Source organism: Paenibacillus lautus NBRC 15380, from assembly GCF_004000945.1.
Lineage (GTDB): Bacteria > Bacillota > Bacilli > Paenibacillales > Paenibacillaceae > Paenibacillus_AQ > Paenibacillus_AQ lautus.
Genome location: NZ_BIMF01000004.1, coordinates 290188 through 311434, shown reverse-complemented (window position 1 = coordinate 311434; position 21247 = coordinate 290188). Strand labels below are relative to the sequence as shown.

Here is a 21247-nt window from a genome sequence, read left to right as displayed (position 1 = left end):
TTAGCATGGGTTTCTTGCAGGGGCTGTTTCATACATTAAGTCTTTTTCCGTTCATTCCGTTTTTACTGGTTTATTTCATTGTCTTGCAAAGAAATAAAAATCGAAAGCAAGCGCTGGAGCTGGCCATGGATGTCACCACATTTTTTATGCTGTTTTCGGTCTCCGCCTTGTTTAATAATATATTCCAGTCCAAATTCGGTTTCTATCTCATTCTCCTCATGCTGCTCATTGCAGCGGGGCTGATCGGCAGTGCGCAGAACCGCTGGAAAGGCAAGGTTAACGGTAAAAGGCTGCTGCGCGCCGTGTGGCGTCTCGGGTTTGTCAGCATGAGCTTCGGGTACATCATATTCACATTTTTTGGCATCCTCTCCTACATAATTAAGATGATGTAAGAACAATCTAATAACTAGAATTATATGATAAATCTGTTTGATCATTGGGTCAGGCAGATTTTTCAATTTATTGATTTCTGGATTTTTTTGACCACTGGTTGTATAATCGATAAGCATATACCTAAAATCTATGAGGGGGATACCGCAAGATGAAGAAACAAAAGAAATTACTGCTTCTCATGACGCTAATTCTTGCTTTCAGCTCAGTTTTGGCAGCGTGTGGAGCTGACAAGAACGAAGGCGCCAATAACGGCGGAACGGCGGACAAGCCTAAAGAGCAAGTCTTCCGGATGAACCTTGCTTCCGACCCTCCTACATTGGATCCGGGCTTGGCTCAGGATAATACGTCGAATACGGTAATCAGTGCTGTATTTGAAGGTTTGGTTCGCAAGGGTGCAGATGGTTCTGAAGAGCCTGGCGTAGCCGAAAAATGGAAGGTTTCTGAAGATGGATTGAAATATGTCTTCACCCTTCGCAAAGATGCCAAATGGAGTAACGGCGATGCAGTAACGGCAAAAGATTTTGAGTATGCATGGAAACGCGTACTTGATCCGAACTTTACTCCTGCATCACCATATGCGTATCAGCTCTATTACATCAAAAATGCTGAAGCTTACAATCTTGGAGAGATCAAAGACGCTAATGAAGTCGGCGTAAAAGCAACCGATGATTATACGCTCGAAGTTACGCTGGCAAACCCAACGCCATACTTCCTCAGCTTGATGTCATTCCAAACCTACTTCCCGATTCACAGCTCCGTTGAAGGTAATGCTTCTTGGGCAACCAAACCGGATACATTGATCGGTAATGGTCCGTTCAAAGTTTCACAAATGACCAAAGGTCAAAAGATCGAGCTTGTGAAGAACGACCAATATTGGGATAAGGATGCAATCAAACTTGAAAAAGTTCAAATGAGTATCGTGAACAGCTCTGCAACGGAACTTTCAAGCTACCGTAACGATGAATTGGATTATGCAGGACATCCAACAGGAAATATTCCGACGGATCAGCTGAATGCGATCAAGAAGGAATTGGGCGATGAACTGATGATCAAAGGTATTTCATCGACGTATTTCTATATCTTTAACACAACTCAAGAACCGTTTGACAATGTGAACATCCGTAAAGCATTCGCCATGGCGATTGATCGTAAGGCGATTGTAGAGAAAATCACACAAGGTGGACAGCTTCCTGCCTTTGGATTTGTTCCTCCTGGTATCAAGGGTGAGTCCGACGAGTACCGTAAAGAGGTAGCGGATACTTACTTCGATGAAAATCTTGAAGAAGCTAAGAAACTGCTCGAGCAAGGTATGAAGGAAAAAGGCTATACCACATTACCGGAAGTTACTCTAATCCATAACTCTGATGACAACCACAAGAAAATTGCGCTTGCTATTGCAGATATGTGGAAGAATAACCTCGGCGTTACTGTGAAGGTACAAAACCAAGAGTGGGGCGTATTCCTGAAGAACCGTACGGATTTGAACTATCAAATTGCCCGTTCCGGTTGGGGAGCAGACTATAACGACCCGATGACTTATATCGATATGTGGACATCCAACGGCGGTAACAACGATACTGGCTTCAAGAACGAAGAATATGACAAACTTGTGAAGGATGCTTATGCAACCAGCGATAACGCTAAACGCATGGAGCTGATGTCCAAAGCTGAGAAAATTCTCGTTGAAGACAACCAAGTTGTAATGCCGATCTACTATTACTCTAGCGTGTCCCTGGTTAAACCATGGGTGAAGAACCTTCATCTGGATTATAAGGGTGATATCGATTTCACACGTGCATATATCGAGTAGTCTTTTGTAAGCCATTTATAAAAGGTTACGGTTCGGGATATATATGTGGGGCATTTAAACCTCATATATATCCCGATTTTTTTGTATGAGCACAAGGTTTCCAAATCTTGTGTCCGTTGGTGAAAGTTAAGGGATGCCAGGTCCGTTCTAGAATAATACAATTATATAGACGGCTTGGTTTAGAACAACTGATCAGGAGGCTAGCGAAATGCTGAGGTATGTGGCGAGTAAGTTTTTTTATATGCTTGTATCGTTGTTCATACTGATCTCAGCCACTTTTTTTCTTATGAAAGCCATACCGGGCGATCCGTTTATGGGAGAGAAAAAGCCATCGCCTGAAATTTTGGCGAGGCTGATGGAGCAGTATGATTTAGATAAACCGGTATTTCAGCAATATACGAAATACTTGGGCAATATCGTTCAGGGTGACTTTGGTTTGTCTATGAAGAAACAGGGGCAATCCGTCACTGATATTATTGTTGATACATTTGGCCCTTCACTCCGATTGGGTCTTATCGCGATCGTAGTATCCGTTATCGTGGGTGTCCTGCTGGGGATGCTTGCAGCTCTGTATCACCGCAAGCTGATTGACAACATCGCCATGATTATCTCGGTTCTCGGCATCGCAGTACCGAGTTTTGTACTCGCGTCATTGTTGCAATTCGTTCTCGCAGAGAAAGCGGGCATTTTCAATGTTATGGGTTTTGAAGGACCGCTTGACTATGTGCTTCCTGTAATGGCCCTATCTGCTCAACCGATTGCATTTATCGCGCGATTAACGCGATCCAGCATGCTGGAAGTACTGCATTCGGATTATATCAAGACGGCGAAGGCCAAGGGCCTTAACTGGTTCGCCATTATGTTCCGTCACGTTATCCGTAACGGCATCTTGCCGGTCGTAACGTACGTCGGCCCAATGACAGCGAACATCATTACCGGTTCGGTCGTTATTGAACAGATCTTCGGTATTGGCGGCATTGGCAAGCAGTTCGTTGAAAGTATCACAAACCGCGATTATACAGTCATTATGGGGATTACCATATTCTACGGCATCTTGCTGATGCTGGCGCGTTTCGTTACAGATATCGTGTATGTATTTGTGGATCCACGCATTAAATTGACCGGCGGAAAGGAGAGGTAGACATGGAGAAAGAACAACGTATGCCTCATCCTGCGGCACTCAACTTGAAGCCTGAAGATTTTCAGAAGATTGGTCCTGATGAGAAACAATCCGAGGTAATACAGCGTGAAAGTTTGTCCTCCTGGAGAGATTCCTGGGAAAGATTGCGCAAGAACAAGCTTGCTATGACGGGCTTGGTTATTATGATTCTGATTGTCATCATGGCCATTATCGGCCCGATGATCTCTAACTATGATTATGAAACGAATGATTTGATGAATACGAATATGCCGCCTTCATCAGAACATTGGTTTGGAACCGACGATCTGGGCCGCGACGTTTTTGTACGTACCTGGATGGGAGCTCGGATTTCCTTGACCGTTGGTCTTGCAGCAGCTGCGATTGACTTGATGATTGGTGTAATATATGGCGGCATCATGGGTTATTTCGGTGGCCGTGTCGATGAGTTCATGAATAAGTTTGCAGAAATTTTGTATTCCATTCCTTATCTGCTCGTTACAATTTTGCTGCTGGTTGTATTTGAACCAAGTTTAGGAACGATCATACTCGCCTTAACCATCACCGGGTGGATTAACATGTCCTGGATTGTGCGGGGCGAGATTATGCAGCTTAAGAGCAGAGAATATGTCCTCGCTTCACGTTCGATGGGTGCGGGAACTGCGCGTCTATTGTTCCGGCATTTGATTCCGAATGCAATGGGGCCGATTATCGTTACATTGACCCTGTCGGTTCCAAGTGCGATCTTTGCCGAGGCTTTCCTGAGCTTCCTTGGTCTTGGAGTTCAAGCACCGGTTGCTTCATGGGGCTCCATGATTAATGATGCCCTGTCCGGATGGATGTACTATCCATGGCGGATGTTGTTCCCTGCTCTATTTATCAGCTTGACGATGTTAGCATTTAACATTTTCGGTGATGGATTGCGTGATGCCCTTGATCCGAAATTGAAAAAATAGGAGGTGGGAAGGTATGGAACCGATCTTGCAGGTGAAGGACCTCAACGTATCGTTTCGTGTTCGCGGCGGTGAAGTAAAGGCAGTCCGCGGCATGAATTTTGAAGTCGGCAAGGGGGAGACGGTTGCCATCGTCGGTGAGTCCGGAAGCGGTAAAAGTGTTACCGCCCAGACCATTATGCGATTGATTCCGTCCCCGCCCTCAGAAATAAAAAAGGGTGAGGTCATTTTCCAAGGACAAGACCTTCTCAAAAAAACGAATAAACAGATGGAAGCGATTCGCGGTAAGGATATTGGGATGATTTTTCAGGATCCGATGACGTCGCTGAATCCGACCATTAGAATAGGTAAACAAATCACGGAGGTGCTGATCAAGCACCAGGGGATGTCTTTCTCCGAAGCCAAAAAGCACGCCATTGAAATGCTGAAGCTGGTAGGTATCAAAAATGCGGAGGAGCGCTTCAATCAGTATCCGCATGAGTTCTCCGGCGGTATGCGGCAGCGTGCGATGATTGCCATTGCGCTTGCATGTAAGCCGACCCTGCTGATTGCGGACGAACCGACGACAGCACTCGACGTGACCATTCAGGCACAGATTATGGATGTTATGAAGGAAATGCAGGAACGCTTGGGCACCTCGATTATTCTGATCACGCATGATCTCGGCGTTGTTGCCGGCATGTGTGACCGTGTCATCGTGATGTATGCAGGTGAAGTGGTGGAAACGGGAACGAAATGGGAGATTTTCAAAAATCCGCAGCATCCTTACACCAAAGGATTGCTTCGTTCCATGCCGCGTCTGGATCAGAAGAAAGACGAACCGCTGATTCCGATTATCGGAACACCTCCGGACCTTATTAAACCGCCTGTAGGCTGTCCGTTCGCCGCCCGCTGTGATGAAGCTATGCGAATTTGTGAACGGGTGGATCCGGGCGCAACAGAGTTTAGTGACACGCACATGGCGCGCTGCTGGAATCTGCATCCGATGGCGAAGGAGGCGCAAGGTTCATGAAGGATAACCACTTGATTGAGGTAAAGGGCCTGAAGAAGTATTTCAACGTAGGCAAAGGCCAGGTTCTTAAAGCGGTTGACGATCTGAACTTCTATATTCGTGAAGGCGAAACGCTTGGCATGGTGGGAGAGTCGGGTTGTGGTAAATCAACAGCAGGACGGACGATTCTCCGTCTCTATGAACCTACGGCTGGCAGCGTTAATTTTAACGGAACGGATATATACAAGCTGTCTCCGGGCAAGATGAAGGCGATGCGCCGCGATATGCAGATGATCTTCCAGGATCCGTATGCCTCGCTGAATCCAAGATTCACGGTGTCGGATATTATCGGAGAAGCTTTGGATATTCACGGAATGGCCGGCAGCCGGGCTGAACGCAAGAAGCGGATTGAGGAACTGCTGGATATGGTCGGCTTGAATAGTGACCACTCCACACGTTACCCTCATGAATTCTCGGGCGGTCAGCGTCAACGGATCGGGATTGCACGTGCTCTTGCGGTAAACCCTAAATTTATCATATGTGACGAGCCGATCTCGGCGCTTGACGTTTCGATTCAGGCGCAGGTGGTCAACCTGCTCAAGGATTTGCAGGATCGTCTTGGCCTGACCTATCTCTTCATTGCGCATGACCTGTCCATGGTCAAGCATATCAGTGACCGGGTAGCGGTTATGTACTTGGGCAAAATGGTGGAGCTGGCAGACAGTGAAGAGCTGTATGCGAATCCGATCCATCCTTACACCAAAACCCTGCTGTCCGCGATTCCGATTCCGGATCCGGAAATTGAGGCTAACAAAAAGCGTCTCAAGCTGGAAGACGATACGCAGGGGCCGATCTCGGCTGCCAAAGGCGAAGACGGAACGGTTCAACTGGACGTGAAGGATTCGGAATTGGTCGAAGTGTCCAAAGGACACTGGGTTGCAAAAGCCTACGCTTGAATAAACGAACCTCAATATGAGGAAGCTGCTTCAAGAATAGCCGCTGGCATCGTGCCGGCGGCTATTCTTTTCCTTTGACGCAGAATGCCAACATTCGGTACAATCAAGAAAGGCAAAATGATATAGAAAAAATTAAATTCCATGCACAATCTAGATTTGGTTGCGACGTAGAATAGGAGGCATACCTCATGAATATCGTTCCGGAACCATTATCCCTCGCTTCGCGTCTCGCTCAGGATTATATTCATCATTTCGACCGGGTAAGCGGGTTCTACGGTGAAGATTACCGCGGCGAGCACAGCTATGCAGAGCGGGTACAATGGCTGGATCTTTCGGAAGACAAGCGAATTCAGCGTAAAGCGCTGGCAGATTGTCTTCGAACGTACAATCAGAAACACAATGATCATCCCGCTGTACATAAATCCCTTCAACTTCTGGAGCAGCCAGGAACGGTTACCATGGTTGGTGGACAACAAAGCGGTTTGTTCACCGGACCACTGCTTGTCATATATAAAGCAATTACCGTCATTCAAGCGGCCCGCGAAGCGGAAGAGCGCTTGAATCGTCCTGTCGTGCCTGTATTTTGGATCGCCGGGGAGGATCATGATTGGGATGAAGTCAACCATACGTACTTCCTGAGTCAGGATCAGCAGCTGTCCAAGATCAAACTTGATGCCAAGGACGGACTCAGGACGTCGGTTAGTTATACTGACGTTGCTGAGGAAGATTGGAATGCGATGCTGACAGCACTCCAGACTCAGTTGGCAGACAGCGAATATAAGGCCGATCTGCTGAAAATCGCGAAGGAATCGCTTCACGGTTCGGCTTGGCTCAGCGAGGCATTCGCTAAACTAATCAGCTGTATGTTCGGCAAATATGGGCTAATACTCCTGGATTCCGCCGACCCGGGACTTCGGGCGTTGGAAGTGCCCATATTCGAATCGCTGATTACCCGCAACGAAACCCTGGGACTTTCGTACCATCAGGCGGCAAGGGATATCGCGGGACTGGGTTACGAAGTCCAGGCTGATGTATCGGAGAATGGGGCCAACTTGTTCTACTTGCATGAAGGCAGACGCTTGCTGCTTTACCGAGAAGGACATGTATTCTCAGACCGGAAAGGCATCGTTAAGCTGACGGAAGAAGAACTGCTTCGGGATTTGCATCAGCATCCTGAACGATTTAGCAACAATGTGCTGACCCGTCCGATCATGCAGGATTCGCTGCTGCCTGTGCTGGGGACGATACTCGGTCCAGGCGAGATTTCCTATTGGGCGATTACACGCTATGCATTTTCCGACTTGGGTTTGCAGATGCCGTTGATCATCCCGAGAATGTCATTCTCCATCGTAGATGGAACTGTCCATAAGCTTATGGAGAAATACGGATTGTCCTTCGAGGATGTTCAGCTTCGCTTGTCTGAAAAGCGTGAGGCTTGGCTTGCCAGCAAGGATGAGTTGAATCTGGAAGAACGATTCAGTCAAACCCGGGAACAATTTGAAGCATTGTATCAGCCTTTAATAGAAGATCTTGGCAAAATGCAAAGTGGACTGTTAAAATTAGGTCTAACCAATAAAGATAAAATATTGGAGCAGATGGATTACCTGTTAAGTAAATCCCGGAATGCCTTGGAACAGCAGCATGAGGCCGCACTGGCACAGTGGAAGCGCATTGAACAGACACTGCTGCCGGAAGGGAAACCTCAGGAGAGGGTGTACAACATCCTGGAATACATGAATCGTTATGGATTGAATCTGGTGGATCGCCTGATGGAAATCCCATACGTTGCTTCGGGCATTCACAGGGTCGTTTACGTATAACGATCAGGAATTCAATCATCAGATCATAGGAGGCTGTTAAATGAGCTCATCATCAATACAAACCAGCAATATTACCGACTTGAAACTGGCACCGGAAGGTCATCTGAAAATTGATTGGGTCCAGGCGCATATGCCGGTATTGAACCGGGTGCGTGAACAATTCGAGAAAGAACAGCCATTCAAAGGGTTGAAAGTCGCCATCTCCTTGCATCTGGAAGCCAAAACCGCATATCTGGCGAAAGTCATTCAGGCTGGCGGAGCCGAAGTGACGATTACGGGCAGTAACCCGTTGTCCACTCAAGACGATGTATGTGCCGCATTGGTGGAAGACGGGATCACGGTGTTTGCCAAGTATAACCCGGATCCTGAGGAATACAAGCAGCACCTCATTTCAACACTGGAGACCAGACCGGATCTGATCATCGACGATGGCGGGGATCTCGTAACGATCCTTCACTCTGAGCGTACGGATCTGCTTGAAGGAATTCGAGGCGGAGCGGAAGAGACAACGACAGGCATCCTGCGTCTGAAATCTTTGGAGAAAGAAGGGTCTCTGAAATTCCCAATGGTTGCCGTGAATGATGCATACTGCAAATACTTATTCGATAACCGTTACGGTACAGGACAATCGGTCTGGGACGGGATTAACCGGACGACAAACCTGGTGGTTGCAGGCAAGACTGTCGTTGTCGTAGGGTATGGCTGGTGCGGTAAGGGCGTGGCCATGCGTGCCAAAGGTCTTGGAGCCAACGTCATTGTGACCGAGATTGATGCGATTAAGGCCGTTGAGGCTTATATGGACGGCTTCCGCGTTATGCCAATGCGCGAAGCAGCCAAATTGGGCGACTTCTTTGTGACCGTCACGGGTAACCGCGATGTCATCAGCGGGGAAGACTTTGATGTCATGAAGGACGGTGCCATTTTATCCAATGCCGGTCACTTCGATGTGGAAGTCAATAAACCGGATTTATCAGAACGCTCTCAATCGGTTCGGACAGTTCGGCGCAATATCGAAGAATATCATCTGAAAGATGGCCGTAAGATTTATTTGCTTGCCGAAGGTCGTTTGGTGAATCTGGCGGCAGGTGACGGCCATCCGGCAGAGATTATGGATATGACGTTTGCGCTTCAGGCCTTGTCGCTCAAACACGTGAATGATCAGTACAAGAGCATCGGTAACCGCGTAGTAAATGTTCCTTACGAATTGGATGAACAGGTTGCCTTATACAAGCTGGAAAGTCTAGGTATTACCATCGACAGCCTGAGCGCTGAACAGAAGTCATACTTGGACAGCTGGGCACAGCACTAAACAGCAGCAGCTTTAGATCATTTCCAAACCTCCTTTCCATCTCCGAGCGGGATGAAAAGGAGGTTTTTTATGCGATTGTTCTGAGAGAAAGTTCCAAAAAAACAACTGCTCGTTAGAAGGTATTTGATTCTTGACGCCGAATCTATTATCCTAAAGTGGTGGAAAGTGGTACAAAGTGGGGAATCGGGGTTAAGGGGTGGAGTGCCTGATGTTCATGGGGGAGTTTCAACATAGCATCGACGATAAGGGGAGAATCATTATCCCTGCGAAGTTTCGTGACCTCCTGGGCACCTCGTTTATCGTAACCCGCGGATTGGACAATTGCCTCTTTGTATACCCCAAAGATGAATGGGCCATCATGGAACAGAAGCTCAAATCCCTGCCGCTCATGAAGTCGGATGCACGCGCATTCACACGGTTTTTTTTCTCCGGGGCGACGGAATGTGAATGGGATAAACAGGGAAGGGTAAATTTGCCGGGCAATTTGCGCGAGTTCGCCAAGCTCGAGAAGGAATGCGTCGTCATCGGCGTATCGAGCCGAGTGGAGATCTGGAGCAAGGAGCAGTGGCAGAATTACTACCAGCAGTCGGAGGAAGCATTCAACGACATTGCTGAGAAGCTGGTAGACTTTGATTTTGATTTATGACAAGCGTAGGAACATCGTATTGAAATGGACAAGTTACACTTAAAATCATGAATGAGACACAATGGAGGGCTGCAGCTTTGTTCCATCACATCACAGTGCTTAAGCAAGAAGCGACAGAAGGGCTGCGCATTAAACCAGACGGTATATATGTTGACTGTACGCTCGGGGGAGCAGGGCACAGCTCGCTTATTGCTTCCCAACTAAGTTCGAAAGGCCGGTTAATCGCATTGGATCAGGACGATTGGGCATTGAATAACGCCCGGGAAGTCATGAAGCCGTATGTGGACCGGATCACTCTTGTCAAAACCAATTTTCGTGATTTGGAGGAGGTGCTCCGAAACGAAGTGGAGGTTGACGAGAACGGGCAGCCGCTAGTTGACGGTATACTGTTCGATTTGGGCGTATCCTCTCCGCAGTTCGATGAAGGGGAGAGAGGGTTTAGTTACAATCACGATGCCCCGCTGGATATGCGGATGGATCAATCCGCTGAGCTTACCGCAGCCAAAATTGTAAACGAATGGCCGGAACAGGAAATCGCACGAATATTGTATGAATACGGCGAAGAGAAATTTTCAAGGCGAATTGCCAAGGTCATTGTTGAAAGAAGGGCACAGAGTCCTATTCAGACAACCGGCGAGCTTGTCGAAATGATTAAGGAAGGGATTCCGGCCGCAGCTCGGAGAACGGGCGGCCACCCAGCTAAACGAAGCTTTCAAGCGTTTCGTATTGCGGTAAATGATGAGCTAGGCGCATTCAAAGACGCGCTTCACCAAGCTGTGAGATGTCTTGCACCAGGAGGAAGAGTCTCGGTTATCACATTTCACTCGCTCGAAGACCGGATATGCAAACAGATTTTTAACAGCTATATTCCCAAGTGTACGTGCCCCCCAGATTTTCCGATGTGTGTATGCGGAGGCGGCCAAGGTGATCTGAAGCTGGTTAACCGCAAACCGCTTATCCCATCGGCGGAAGAGATTGAGAGTAATCCAAGGGCGCGTTCGGCAAAACTGCGGATTGCGGAGAAACTGTAGAAACATAAAATCCCTGAAGAAGGAGAATCAGCCATGGCTTACACGCGCGGCAATTTAGCCGTACAGGAGAGACAGAAGGAAACGCAGCAGTCCGCTTATCTTGAGAAGACAAAAGTCGTCAAGCGTCGTTCCCAGCTTCCGCAAAAAGAAAAGCTGTTGTATTTGTTGTCCGTGGTGTTTGTGGTTGCCGTCATGGGTGTCATTGGCATGAGCCATGTTCATTCCTATGATTTGAACCGGCAGATCCAGTCGACGGAAAATAAGACACTCGAAGCTAAACGGAATATCAATCAGCTTCAGGTGGAAAAGCAAACACTGGAGACGCAAATATTGGACAAGGCGAAAGAGCTGGGCTATGTCCCTATTGATGACAATAATACAATCCATCTATCACCGGTCTCGGGGTCATCCGAGACACAGAATTCGGACTCGGGACAAAATGATTGAAGTGTGAGGTTTTGACCGATGATAAAAAAAATCAAACTGCGTACCGTGCTAATAGGGGGATGTATAACCCTCTTTTTTGCTTTATTGATTGGTCGGGTGTTTTGGCTGCAGGTCATCGATAACGACTTCTGGAAGGAACAAGCTTTATCGAAATGGTCGAGAAAACAGGATCTTCCGGCCACGCGAGGAACGATCACGGATCGGGACGGCGATATTCTTGCCATGGATGCGCCTGCATTTACGGTTATTGTGAATCCTGCGGTCATTCAGGCTAACGGCATGGAGAATGAGGTCGTTAAAGGACTGCACGAAACTCTCGGCAAGGATGAGGACAAGCTTCGTGAAATGGTTCAAGCCAAAGGCAAGGATGGGGAATACCTTAAGGGCGTGGAAGTCCGCAATGAAGGATGGAAGATTGACAAGGAGAAGATGGAAGAGGTCAAAGCGTTCAGCGAAAGCTTGAATGATAAATTGAAGGCCGCAGGCAAAGTTCCCGATTCGGGCATCGGCTTTCAACGCGAGCAGAAACGCTTCTATCCCAAAGAGACATTGGCTGCACATATGCTGGGTTATACCGATCGTCAAGGAAAGGGGATCGGAGGCATTGAGCAATATTATGACGAGATGCTGAAGGGTACCGATGGATTCGCTTCTTACAAGAGCGACAAGAAGGGAGTCAAGCTGCCCAGCGAGGATGAATTATACCAGCCTGCAATAAATGGGAAAAATTTAGTACTGACGACAGACGATACAATCCAGTATTATATCGAGGAAGCGATGCGCGACACGTATAACCAATATAAACCAATCAGTATGACGGTTATCGCAGCGGATCCGAACACGATGGAAATACTGGGGATGGCCAATATGCCGACTTTTGATCCCAATACATATTCGAAATGGAATCAAAAGAATTTTAACAATCATGCCGTGCGGTCCATTTATGAGCCGGGATCGACTTTCAAAATTGTAACGCTGGCCAGTGCAGTTCAGGAGAAGCTGTTTAACCCGGGTGCTATTTATCAATCCGGATCCATAAGAGCTGGTGGAAGAACCCACCGGGACATTAACAGCGTAGGGTGGGGCCCTATCACCTATTTGGAGGGCGTGAAGAAGTCAAGTAACGTTGCTTTTGTAAAATTGGGATACGAAATGCTTGGTAAGGAGCGATTTACCAACTATATTCGTGAATTTGGATTTACGCAGAAAACGGAAATTGACCTACCGGGGGAAATTCTAGGCAGCGTGAACATGACTTATGATTCAGATATTTCGACCATGACCTACGGTTACGCCGTATCCGTAACGCCTATTCAACAGATTGCTGCGATTTCGGCAGTGGCCAACGGAGGCAAGCTCATGAAGCCTCATATGGTCAAGCAGATTGAGGACCCTAACACCGGCAAGGTTGAGAAAATCGAGCCGGAAGTCGTGCGTCAGGTCATTTCTCCTGAAGCAGCAAGAGAAACCGGGACTTACCTTGAGCAGGTTGTAGCCGACCAATTAAATGGTACAGGTAAGCTAGCATATATTGACGGCTATCGTGTTGCCGGCAAAACGGGTACCGCTATAAAATCCGGAGGCGGATATAAAGACCGTTCGAAACAAGTGGTTTCATTCATTGGGTACGCTCCCGTCGAGAATCCGAAAATAGCCGTGCTGGTCATTATCGACGAACCGAACGTGGAAAAGGGCGGCGGTACGCTGGCAGCGCCTATATTCAAAGAGATCGTCTCCAAAACATTGAATTATTGGGGTGTTCCCAAATCGAATGCAAAGCAGGATAAGGAAAAAACGAAATCAGGAACAACGCTGACGGATTCCCTGAAAGCACCAGATTTTACGGGGTTGAAGCTGAGTGAAGTAAAAGCCAAGCTGCTGAAGGATGGAGTGGCGTTTGAGACCTTGGGCAACGGAAACACGGTGAAGGAGCAATACCCGCCTGCCAATGCGATCATTAGTGCAGGTCAAAGGATCTACCTTCTTACAGAGGATAGCCCGACGATGAAAATCCCGAATTTAGAGGGTGAATCGCTCAGGGACGCCATGGAAGTGCTCACTTTGATGAAAGTAAAGGTTAATGTTCAGGGTGAGGGCTACGTTGTTTCGCAGTTGGAAGCCAAGGAGAATGGTCAACGAATCGTGCAGTTAACGCTCAAATCGGCTCAAGAGTTGATAACGGGAAGCAGCAGTTCTGATGAAACTTCCTCCGTTGGAAACGAAAATGCGAACGGGGAAGAAACCGGTGGAAAAGAGTCGGAAGGAACTGCCGATAACGATGCCGATGCAACCGACCAAGGACAAGGCAAGACAGAAGGGGAATAGCTTGTTCTAACCCGGGTTTGTCCCGAATACTCATGTGAAGAACGCATATCATGAGCTTTCGGGTTCAAACAGGGAGGGAAGCTTAGGTGAAAGTATCCAAGGTATCGCAGCGGAGAAGGCTGCTCTGGAGCCTGCTGCTGCTGCTCCTGCTGTTCTCAGCACTGATTATCAGACTGGCTTATGTGCAGATTGGGAAAGGCGCGGAGTTGTCGGCGAAGGCGGAGGATCTCTGGCGCCGCGACATTCCGTTTGCGGCACAGCGTGGTGAGATTTTGGATCGTAACGGAACCGCATTGGTTACGAATATAACGACACCGACCATTTGGGCGATTCCCGTACAAATCAAAGATCCGGACCATACGGCCGAAACCTTGGCTGGGCTAATCAGCATGGACAAAGCCGATATCAAGAAAATCATTACGAAACGTTCGAGGTTGGAACGGATAAATCCCGGTGGACGAAAAATTACGATGGAGCTGGCTCAGGAAATTCGTGATTTGAAGCTGCCGGGTATCGTTGTTGCTGAGGATAACAAACGGTATTATCCCTATGGCGATCTCGCAGCCCATATTTTGGGGTTCACGGGGGCCTACAGCCAGGGACTTACCGGCTTGGAAGCCATGCATGACGATAAGCTGAAAGGCTTCGAAGGCGGAATATCCTATCTGTCCGATGCAGGCGGAAGAATCATGCCGGGCTCCTCGGAAAAGTATGTCGAGCCTCGTGATGGTCTGAATCTGGAGCTAACGATCGATAAATCGATTCAGTCCATTATGGAGCGGGAGCTTGACCAGGCCATGGTGAAGTATCAGGCGAATGGGGCTTGGTCGATCGCCATGAATCCCAAGACTGGCGAGATTTTGGCAATGGCGAGCAGGCCAGGGTATTCTCCTGCCAATTATCAGGAGTTTTCAGCCGAGACGTACAACCGCAACCTGCCGATCTGGATGACCTATGAACCAGGCTCGACATTCAAGATTATTACGCTTGCCGCTGCCCTTGAAGAGGACAAGGTTGACCTGAAGAACGACCACTTCTTTGACAGTGGAGCGGTAGAGGTCGGTGGAGCGAGACTGCGCTGCTGGAAAAAAGGCGGCCATGGCAGCCAGACCTTCATGGAGGTTGTCCAGAACTCCTGCAACCCGGGTTTCGTGGCGTTAGGTCAGAAGCTGGGCAAGGAAAGCCTGTTTCAGTATATCCGCGATTTTGGCTTCGGGGCAAAGACGGGCATCGATTTGAATGGGGAAGAGAATGGCATCCTGTTCAAACTCGACAACGTCGGTCCCGTTGAACTGGCGACAACGGCATTTGGGCAAGGGGTATCGGTTACGCCGATCCAGCAGGTTGCTGCAGTATCCGCCGCCATTAACGGCGGCAAATTGTTTAAGCCGCATGTGGCCAAGGCGTGGGTCAATCCAGAAACGGGAGATACGGTCGAGGAAATCAAGCCGGAGCTTGTCAGACAAGTGATCTCGGAGGAAACGTCCAAGCAAGTTCGCGAGGCACTCGAAAGCGTCGTTGCCAAAGGGACCGGACGCCCGGCCTTCATCGACGGTTATCGTGTCGGAGGGAAGACGGGTACCGCCCAGAAGGTTATTAACGGCAGATACTCCTCAACCGAGCATATCGTATCTTTTATCGGATTCGCACCTGCCGATGATCCTGAGATTGTGGTGTACACGGCGGTAGATAACCCGAAGGGCATTCAGTTCGGTGGAGTCGTGGCTGCTCCCATCGTACAGAACATCCTGGAGGATGCGCTGCATTACATGAATGTCCCGCCGCGTAAAGATCAGCTTGCCCGTGAATACAAATATGGCGAGACGCCAACCGTGACTGTGCCGAACCTGGTCGGAGCGACCGTTCAGGATCTGTATGAGGACCTGAATATGAATTTCATGCTGGCCAAATCCGGAACAGGCAACACGGTCATTTCCCAGGCGCCGAAGCCGGGAAGCCGGGTGGAGCGAGGGTCCACCATTCGGATTTATATGGGCGAAGACCCGGAGGAATCCAAGCACGAACATTAAGGCATCATCCGATTCACGAGTGAGGACGGATGGTGCAGATATATAGAGAGAGGGATAACAAATGAAATTGAAGCAATTATCATCCGTATTGGCTGCTGCTGTTATCGAGGGATCCGGAGATGTTGAAATAACGGGGATTGAAACAGACTCGAGACAAGTGAAGGCGGGGGATTTGTTCATTTGTCTGCCGGGCCATACGGTAGATGGACACCAGTTTGCAGCCCAGGCCGCAGACCAAGGCGCTGCGGCCTTGGTCGTTGAGCGTAAGCTTGAGATAGACCTTCCGCAAGTCATTGTGAAGGACAGCCGCTTTGCGATGGCGGGTTTGGCGAATGCCTTTTTTAATCAGCCAAGCTCCCGCATGAAGATGATCGGCGTAACCGGAACGAACGGCAAGACCACAACAACGTATTTGATCGAGTCAATCATGAACGATTACGGTTTGAAGACCGGGTTGATCGGCACCATTCAGATGAGATACGACGGCCGTTCGTTCCCGATGCCGAGAACGACGCCTGAGGCGCTGGAACTCCAGCGTTATCTGAACGATATGGCGAACGCAGGCACCGAGTGCTGCGTAATGGAGGTATCCTCGCACGCGCTCGAACAGGGGCGGGTGAAGGGAACGGATTTCCGGACAGCTATATTCACTAACCTGACGCAGGATCATCTGGACTATCATCATACGATGGAAGAATACCGCGGGGCCAAAGGGTTATTTTTCTCCCGGCTGGGCAACGCTTTTGCCAAGGATGAATCGTCGCGCAAATATGCCGTCCTGAATGCGGATGATGAGGCTTCAGCTTATTTTGCCAAGCAGACCGCGGCGGAAGTGATTACCTATGGTTTGGGAGACGATGCGGATATACGGGCAAGCAACATCTCGATCACCGCTCAAGGCACCTCGTTCCATGTGGATACATTCCGCGGCAGTGCGGATATTTCGATTCGAATGGTAGGGAAATTCAACGTGTACAACGCGATGGCGGCGATTGCTGCCGCGCTTCTTGAGGGAATCCCGCTCGAGGATATCAAGAACAGCCTGGAGTCCGTACCCGGAGTTGACGGCCGCGTTGAGGTCGTGGATGAAGGTCAGCCGTACGCCGTGATCGTGGATTATGCGCATACGCCGGACGGACTCGAAAATGTACTGCGAACCGTTAATGAATTTGCTGAAGGCCGGGTGCTTACGGTATTCGGCTGCGGCGGTGATCGGGATCGGACCAAACGGCCGATCATGGGTAAAATTGCTGCGAAATATAGCGATGTTGTATTCGTGACTTCCGATAATCCCCGTACTGAAGACCCGGATTTGATCCTGAAGGATATCGAAGCCGGCTTGATTGAAGACGGAGTGTCAACAGAAAGCTACAAGCTCATCGTTGATCGCCGGAAAGCGATCGAAAAGGCTATTGAAATGGCAAGCCCGGGCGATGTAGTATTGATTGCGGGGAAAGGTCATGAGACCTACCAGCTGATTGCGGGCGAAGTGCTAGATTTTGACGACCGCATCGTAGCCAAAGACGCGATAAGGGGCAGACAATAGTGATCCATAAATCATTAAAGAGCATCGCCGACATGTGCGGCGGGACGCTCTCACGTAACCAAGATGACAACATTATCATTCAAGGGGTCGGTACCGACTCCCGAACCATACAGCCGGGAAATCTGTTTGTTCCGATTGTTGGCGAGAAATTTGACGGGCACGAGTTCGCGGAGAGCGTGCTCGCCAGCGGAGCTGGCGCAGTGCTCTGGCAGAGAGATCATCAACCGATTCCCGACCTGCCGCTCATTCTCGTTGAGGATACATTAACGGCGCTCCAGTCGCTTGCGGCCGCCTATTTGTCCGAAAGCAGCGCAAAGGTGATCGGCATTACCGGCAGTAACGGGAAAACCACCGTGAAGGACATGGTGTCCGCACTGCTTGAAACCACGTTTAAAGTTCACAAGACGCAAGGCAATTACAACAATCATATCGGTCTTCCGTTAACCGTACTCGCGATGAAGGAAGATACCGATATGATCGTGCTTGAGATGGGCATGAGCGGACGTCACGAGATTGAACTGCTTTCGACCATTGCGCGTCCGGATATGACGGTGATTACCAACGTGGGGGAAGCGCATATGCTTCAGCTCGGCTCACGTGAAGAAATCGCCCGTGCCAAGCTTGAAATCATCAGCGGCATGAAGCCGGGCGGCTTACTGATCTATCACGGGGACGAACCGTTGATCCGTCAGGTGCTTGCTGAAGAAACTACGGTGAAGCCAGAAGGACTGCGAACGTTTACGTTTGGCAATCAAGAAACCAATGACGATTATCCGACGGGACTCATGTTCCATGCAAAAGGAATCATATTCACTTCGAACCGGCATGCGGGCGAAGGCTTCAGCCTGCCGCTTCTCGGCCGTCATAATGTAGTCAACGCGCTGGCAGCGATGGCTGTAGCGGCCCATTTGGGAATCGGCGATGAAGCGATTCGCAGCGGGTTAGCCAATCTGAAGCTGTCGAGCATGCGGATCGAAGCCGTGGAGACTGCGTTCGGGGTCACCGTGCTGAACGATGCTTACAATTCCAGTCCTACCGCGGTTAAGGCGGCATTGGACGTGCTTGGGGATATGAAAGGCTACCACCGACGAATTGCCGTTCTCGGGGACATGCTGGAACTTGGTCAGCGGGAAGAGGAATTCCATGCCGAGATTGGAGATTACTTATCTCCGGACAATGCGGATTTTGTGTTCACCTACGGCCCATTGTCGCTTCACACGGCAAAGAAAGCGAAAGATCGCTTCCCTGAAGGGGCTGTGTTTCCGTTTACGGATAAAGAGAAACTGATCGAAGCCTTGCTGGAGCGGGTAACGGAGAAGGATATCGTATTGGTGAAAGCCTCGCGCGGCATGAGGCTGGAACACGTGGTTGACGCCTTGAAGGCCCTGCCTGGCGGCAACAACGGAGTGAGGGGGTGAGCAGATGGACTTTCAATTGCTGTTATTGACAATCGGTGTAGCGTTTGTGCTTGCGGTGATATCGGCTCCGCTGCTCATTCCGCTGCTGCGGCGGATGAAGTTCGGCCAGCAGGTCAGGAGTGACGGTCCGCAGAGCCACTTGAAAAAAGCCGGAACGCCAACGATGGGCGGCGTTGTGATTTTGCTTGCTTTTACACTGACTTATATTAAGTTTTCTCCTGTCGATACTGATTTCTATGTGATGATCGTAGCGACGCTCGGTTTCGGTTTGATCGGCTTTCTTGACGACTATATTAAGATCGTATTTCGCAGATCATTAGGACTCACGGCCAGGCAGAAGCTGTTTGGACAGCTTCTGTTTTCCGGTATTATGTGCTGGCTGTTGATCTCCAACGGGCATAGCACGGCGATAAGCGTTCCAGGGATGGATTGGTCCTTTGATTGGGGGCCTTGGTTCTATTATCCGTTTATCGTGGTCATGATGCTTGCGATCAGCAACGCGGTCAATTTTACCGATGGAGTGGATGGTCTTCTGTCCGGTGTCAGCGCGATTGCCTTTGGCGCTTATGCCATTGTGGCGATTCAGTCTACTTCGTTCGCGGCGGCATTTTGTGCAGCGGCGATGATCGGTGCGGTTCTCGGTTTCCTGGTATTTAACGCTCACCCTGCCAAGGTGTTCATGGGAGACACGGGGTCTTTAGGAATCGGGGGTGCTATTGGCGCCATTGCGATCGTTACCAAGAGTGAGCTGCTGTTCCTCATAATTGGCGGGGTATTCGTCATTGAGATGTTATCCGTTGTGCTTCAGGTGGTCTCCTTCAAAACCAGAGGCAAACGAATATTCAAAATGAGCCCGATCCATCACCATTATGAATTATCCGGGTGGTCGGAGTGGCGCGTCGTCTTTACATTTTGGGCCGTGGGACTGATACTTGCGGGACTCGGACTTTATATCAACAAGGGGTTGTAACATATGAAGCAGCTAGATGATTATCGGGATAAGAATATCGTCGTACTGGGACTGGCCAAAAGCGGAGTACAGGTAGCTAAAGTGCTGCATCAAGCCGGTGCCTCCGTCATTGTGAATGATAGAAAGGAAAGAGAACAGTGTCCTGAAGCTTCGGAGCTCGAGGCTTTGGGTATTTCTGTTATTTGCGGTGGACATCCCGATGATCTTATTCATCCCGGTGTGACGCTTCTTGTCAAAAATCCCGGGATTCCGTATTCCGTCCCGCCTGTCCAAAAGGCGCTTGAGCTTAAGATTCCTGTCGTGACCGAAGTTGAAATCGCCTATCACCTGTGTGAAGCTCCGATGATCGGCATTACGGGCTCGAATGGCAAAACAACGACGACAACCTGGGTAGGCAATATGCTGGAAAGCGCAGGTCTTTCCCCGATTGTAGCCGGTAATATCGGCACGCCTCTATCCGAGGCTGCAGCAGAAGCAACTGAAAACAACTGGATGGTCGTTGAGCTGAGCAGCTTTCAGTTAAAAGGAACAGAGAAGTTCAGGCCGCGCATTGCCTGCCTTCTCAACATTGCGGAAACGCATCTTGATTACCATGGCGGTATGGATGATTATGTTGCATCCAAAGCCAAGCTGTTCGCCAACCAGACTGCGGATGATACCGCTGTGCTCAATTGGGATGATCCCGTGTGCAGAAACCTTGTTCCGTATATCAAGGCGCGCATCGTGCCTTTTTCGATGAGTGAGAGCCTTCGTGAAGGGGTTCACGTAATGCCGCCATATGTTGCCGGTGCTCAGGACTCGATTGAAGACGATCAAGGACGTACCGTGATTTATACAGATGGCGAAGGGTTTACGCATGAGATCATCCGTGTGGAGAACATCGGACTGCCCGGAAGATTTAATGTAGGGAATGCATTGGCAGCCTGTGCGATCGCCATAGCGGCCGGCGTTGCTCCCGATAAGCTGGAGGAAGCTTTGTCCAGCTTCCGCGGCGTTGAACACCGCCTGGAATACGTTGCTGAACTTCAGGGCGTATCCTATTACAATAACTCGAAGGCAACGAACTCCAAGGCGACGCACATGGCATTGACTTCGTTCAAGGAGCCTATCGTATTAATCGCAGGCGGGCTTGATCGTGGGTCGGATTACGAGGAATTGATTCCTTCCATGCAGGGACGGGTGAAAGCCGTTGTGCTTCTTGGCGAAACCAAGGAGAAAATCGCGAATGCTGCAGCCAAAGCCGGATTAAAGGACATCATCCTCGTCGATAATGGAAAGGACGCCGCCGCGACTTTGACCTCGGCTGTCCAGAAGGCTGCCGGGCTGGCAGAGAGCGGGGATATTGTTCTACTGTCTCCCGCATGTGCGAGCTGGGATATGTTTCCTTCCTATGAGGTACGAGGACGCATTTTTAAAGAGGCGGTGCATAACCTTTAAGTAGGGGGGTGGATAAGCCCCTACTAA

Annotated in this window: 17 protein-coding genes; all 17 read left to right on the top strand. The window is 49.4% G+C overall.

The window, feature by feature from the left end; translation table 11 throughout:
- Nucleotides 1–5: 5 nt before the first annotated feature.
- The 17 genes from PLA01S_RS10595 (at nt 6) to murD (ending at nt 21220) form a co-directional block, all read left to right on the top strand.
- On the top strand, nt 6–392 hold the full coding sequence (locus PLA01S_RS10595) for a DUF3397 domain-containing protein (protein WP_127592040.1): 387 nt from the start codon (nt 6–8) through the stop codon (nt 390–392).
- A 149-nt stretch (nt 393–541) separates the two neighbouring features.
- On the top strand, nt 542–2203 hold the full coding sequence (locus tag PLA01S_RS10590; protein WP_127592038.1) for a peptide ABC transporter substrate-binding protein: 1662 nt from the start codon (nt 542–544) through the stop codon (nt 2201–2203).
- A 208-nt stretch (nt 2204–2411) separates the two neighbouring features.
- Entirely contained in the window at nt 2412–3344 is a 933-nt protein-coding gene (locus PLA01S_RS10585; protein WP_100535945.1) for an ABC transporter permease, read from the top strand.
- Between the two features lie 2 nt (nt 3345–3346).
- Entirely contained in the window at nt 3347–4297 is a 951-nt protein-coding gene (locus PLA01S_RS10580) for an ABC transporter permease (protein ID WP_127592036.1), read from the top strand.
- A 13-nt stretch (nt 4298–4310) separates the two neighbouring features.
- Entirely contained in the window at nt 4311–5306 is a 996-nt protein-coding gene (locus PLA01S_RS10575; protein ID WP_076320625.1) for an ABC transporter ATP-binding protein, read from the top strand.
- Nucleotides 5303–6241: an ABC transporter ATP-binding protein gene (locus PLA01S_RS10570; protein ID WP_100535947.1), complete on the top strand. Its 939-nt coding sequence runs from the start codon at nt 5303–5305 to the stop codon at nt 6239–6241. Before PLA01S_RS10575 ends, PLA01S_RS10570 begins: the two co-directional genes overlap by 4 nt.
- 188 nt (nt 6242–6429) lie before the next feature.
- Nucleotides 6430–8061, top strand: coding sequence for a bacillithiol biosynthesis cysteine-adding enzyme BshC (gene bshC, locus PLA01S_RS10565; protein WP_127592034.1), 1632 nt, complete (start codon nt 6430–6432; stop codon nt 8059–8061).
- A 40-nt stretch (nt 8062–8101) separates the two neighbouring features.
- Nucleotides 8102–9370, top strand: coding sequence for an adenosylhomocysteinase (locus tag PLA01S_RS10560; RefSeq protein ID WP_127592032.1), 1269 nt, complete (start codon nt 8102–8104; stop codon nt 9368–9370).
- 208 nt (nt 9371–9578) lie between these two features.
- Nucleotides 9579–10016, top strand: a complete 438-nt coding sequence (gene mraZ / locus PLA01S_RS10555; RefSeq protein ID WP_009590832.1) for a division/cell wall cluster transcriptional repressor MraZ — start codon at nt 9579–9581, stop codon at nt 10014–10016.
- A 77-nt stretch (nt 10017–10093) separates the two neighbouring features.
- A complete protein-coding gene (rsmH, locus tag PLA01S_RS10550; protein ID WP_127592030.1) occupies nt 10094–11047 on the top strand; it encodes a 16S rRNA (cytosine(1402)-N(4))-methyltransferase RsmH in 954 nt (317 codons plus the stop codon).
- A 33-nt stretch (nt 11048–11080) separates the two neighbouring features.
- The gene (locus PLA01S_RS10545; protein ID WP_071222979.1) at nt 11081–11494 is read left to right on the top strand and encodes a cell division protein FtsL; all 414 of its coding nucleotides are present in this window, start codon (nt 11081–11083) and stop codon (nt 11492–11494) included.
- 18 nt (nt 11495–11512) lie between these two features.
- Nucleotides 11513–13819 (top strand): penicillin-binding transpeptidase domain-containing protein, encoded by a 2307-nt coding sequence (locus PLA01S_RS10540; protein WP_127592028.1) that lies wholly within the window; start codon nt 11513–11515, stop codon nt 13817–13819.
- An 86-nt stretch (nt 13820–13905) separates the two neighbouring features.
- Nucleotides 13906–15849: a stage V sporulation protein D gene (locus PLA01S_RS10535; protein WP_127592026.1), complete on the top strand. Its 1944-nt coding sequence runs from the start codon at nt 13906–13908 to the stop codon at nt 15847–15849.
- 61 nt (nt 15850–15910) lie between these two features.
- On the top strand, nt 15911–17395 hold the full coding sequence (locus PLA01S_RS10530; protein ID WP_127592024.1) for a UDP-N-acetylmuramoyl-L-alanyl-D-glutamate--2,6-diaminopimelate ligase: 1485 nt from the start codon (nt 15911–15913) through the stop codon (nt 17393–17395).
- Nucleotides 17395–18813 (top strand): UDP-N-acetylmuramoyl-tripeptide--D-alanyl-D-alanine ligase, encoded by a 1419-nt coding sequence (locus PLA01S_RS10525; RefSeq protein WP_127592022.1) that lies wholly within the window; start codon nt 17395–17397, stop codon nt 18811–18813. Before PLA01S_RS10530 ends, PLA01S_RS10525 begins: the two co-directional genes overlap by 1 nt.
- A 4-nt stretch (nt 18814–18817) precedes the next feature.
- The gene (mraY, locus tag PLA01S_RS10520) at nt 18818–19783 is read left to right on the top strand and encodes a phospho-N-acetylmuramoyl-pentapeptide-transferase (RefSeq protein WP_100535956.1); all 966 of its coding nucleotides are present in this window, start codon (nt 18818–18820) and stop codon (nt 19781–19783) included.
- Between the two features lie 3 nt (nt 19784–19786).
- Nucleotides 19787–21220 (top strand): UDP-N-acetylmuramoyl-L-alanine--D-glutamate ligase, encoded by a 1434-nt coding sequence (gene murD, locus PLA01S_RS10515; protein ID WP_127592020.1) that lies wholly within the window; start codon nt 19787–19789, stop codon nt 21218–21220.
- Nucleotides 21221–21247: the final 27 nt, after the last annotated feature.

Coding starts and splice junctions, on each gene's coding strand:
- PLA01S_RS10595 (WP_127592040.1), top strand. CDS start 6: ATGGGTTTCTTGCAGGGGCTGTTTCATACATTAAGTCTTTTTCCGTTC.
- PLA01S_RS10590 (WP_127592038.1), top strand. CDS start 542: ATGAAGAAACAAAAGAAATTACTGCTTCTCATGACGCTAATTCTTGCT.
- PLA01S_RS10585 (WP_100535945.1), top strand. CDS start 2,412: ATGCTGAGGTATGTGGCGAGTAAGTTTTTTTATATGCTTGTATCGTTG.
- PLA01S_RS10580 (WP_127592036.1), top strand. CDS start 3,347: ATGGAGAAAGAACAACGTATGCCTCATCCTGCGGCACTCAACTTGAAG.
- PLA01S_RS10575 (WP_076320625.1), top strand. CDS start 4,311: ATGGAACCGATCTTGCAGGTGAAGGACCTCAACGTATCGTTTCGTGTT.
- PLA01S_RS10570 (WP_100535947.1), top strand. CDS start 5,303: ATGAAGGATAACCACTTGATTGAGGTAAAGGGCCTGAAGAAGTATTTC.
- bshC (WP_127592034.1), top strand. CDS start 6,430: ATGAATATCGTTCCGGAACCATTATCCCTCGCTTCGCGTCTCGCTCAG.
- PLA01S_RS10560 (WP_127592032.1), top strand. CDS start 8,102: ATGAGCTCATCATCAATACAAACCAGCAATATTACCGACTTGAAACTG.
- mraZ (WP_009590832.1), top strand. CDS start 9,579: ATGTTCATGGGGGAGTTTCAACATAGCATCGACGATAAGGGGAGAATC.
- PLA01S_RS10545 (WP_071222979.1), top strand. CDS start 11,081: ATGGCTTACACGCGCGGCAATTTAGCCGTACAGGAGAGACAGAAGGAA.
- PLA01S_RS10540 (WP_127592028.1), top strand. CDS start 11,513: ATGATAAAAAAAATCAAACTGCGTACCGTGCTAATAGGGGGATGTATA.
- PLA01S_RS10530 (WP_127592024.1), top strand. CDS start 15,911: ATGAAATTGAAGCAATTATCATCCGTATTGGCTGCTGCTGTTATCGAG.
- mraY (WP_100535956.1), top strand. CDS start 18,818: ATGGACTTTCAATTGCTGTTATTGACAATCGGTGTAGCGTTTGTGCTT.
- murD (WP_127592020.1), top strand. CDS start 19,787: ATGAAGCAGCTAGATGATTATCGGGATAAGAATATCGTCGTACTGGGA.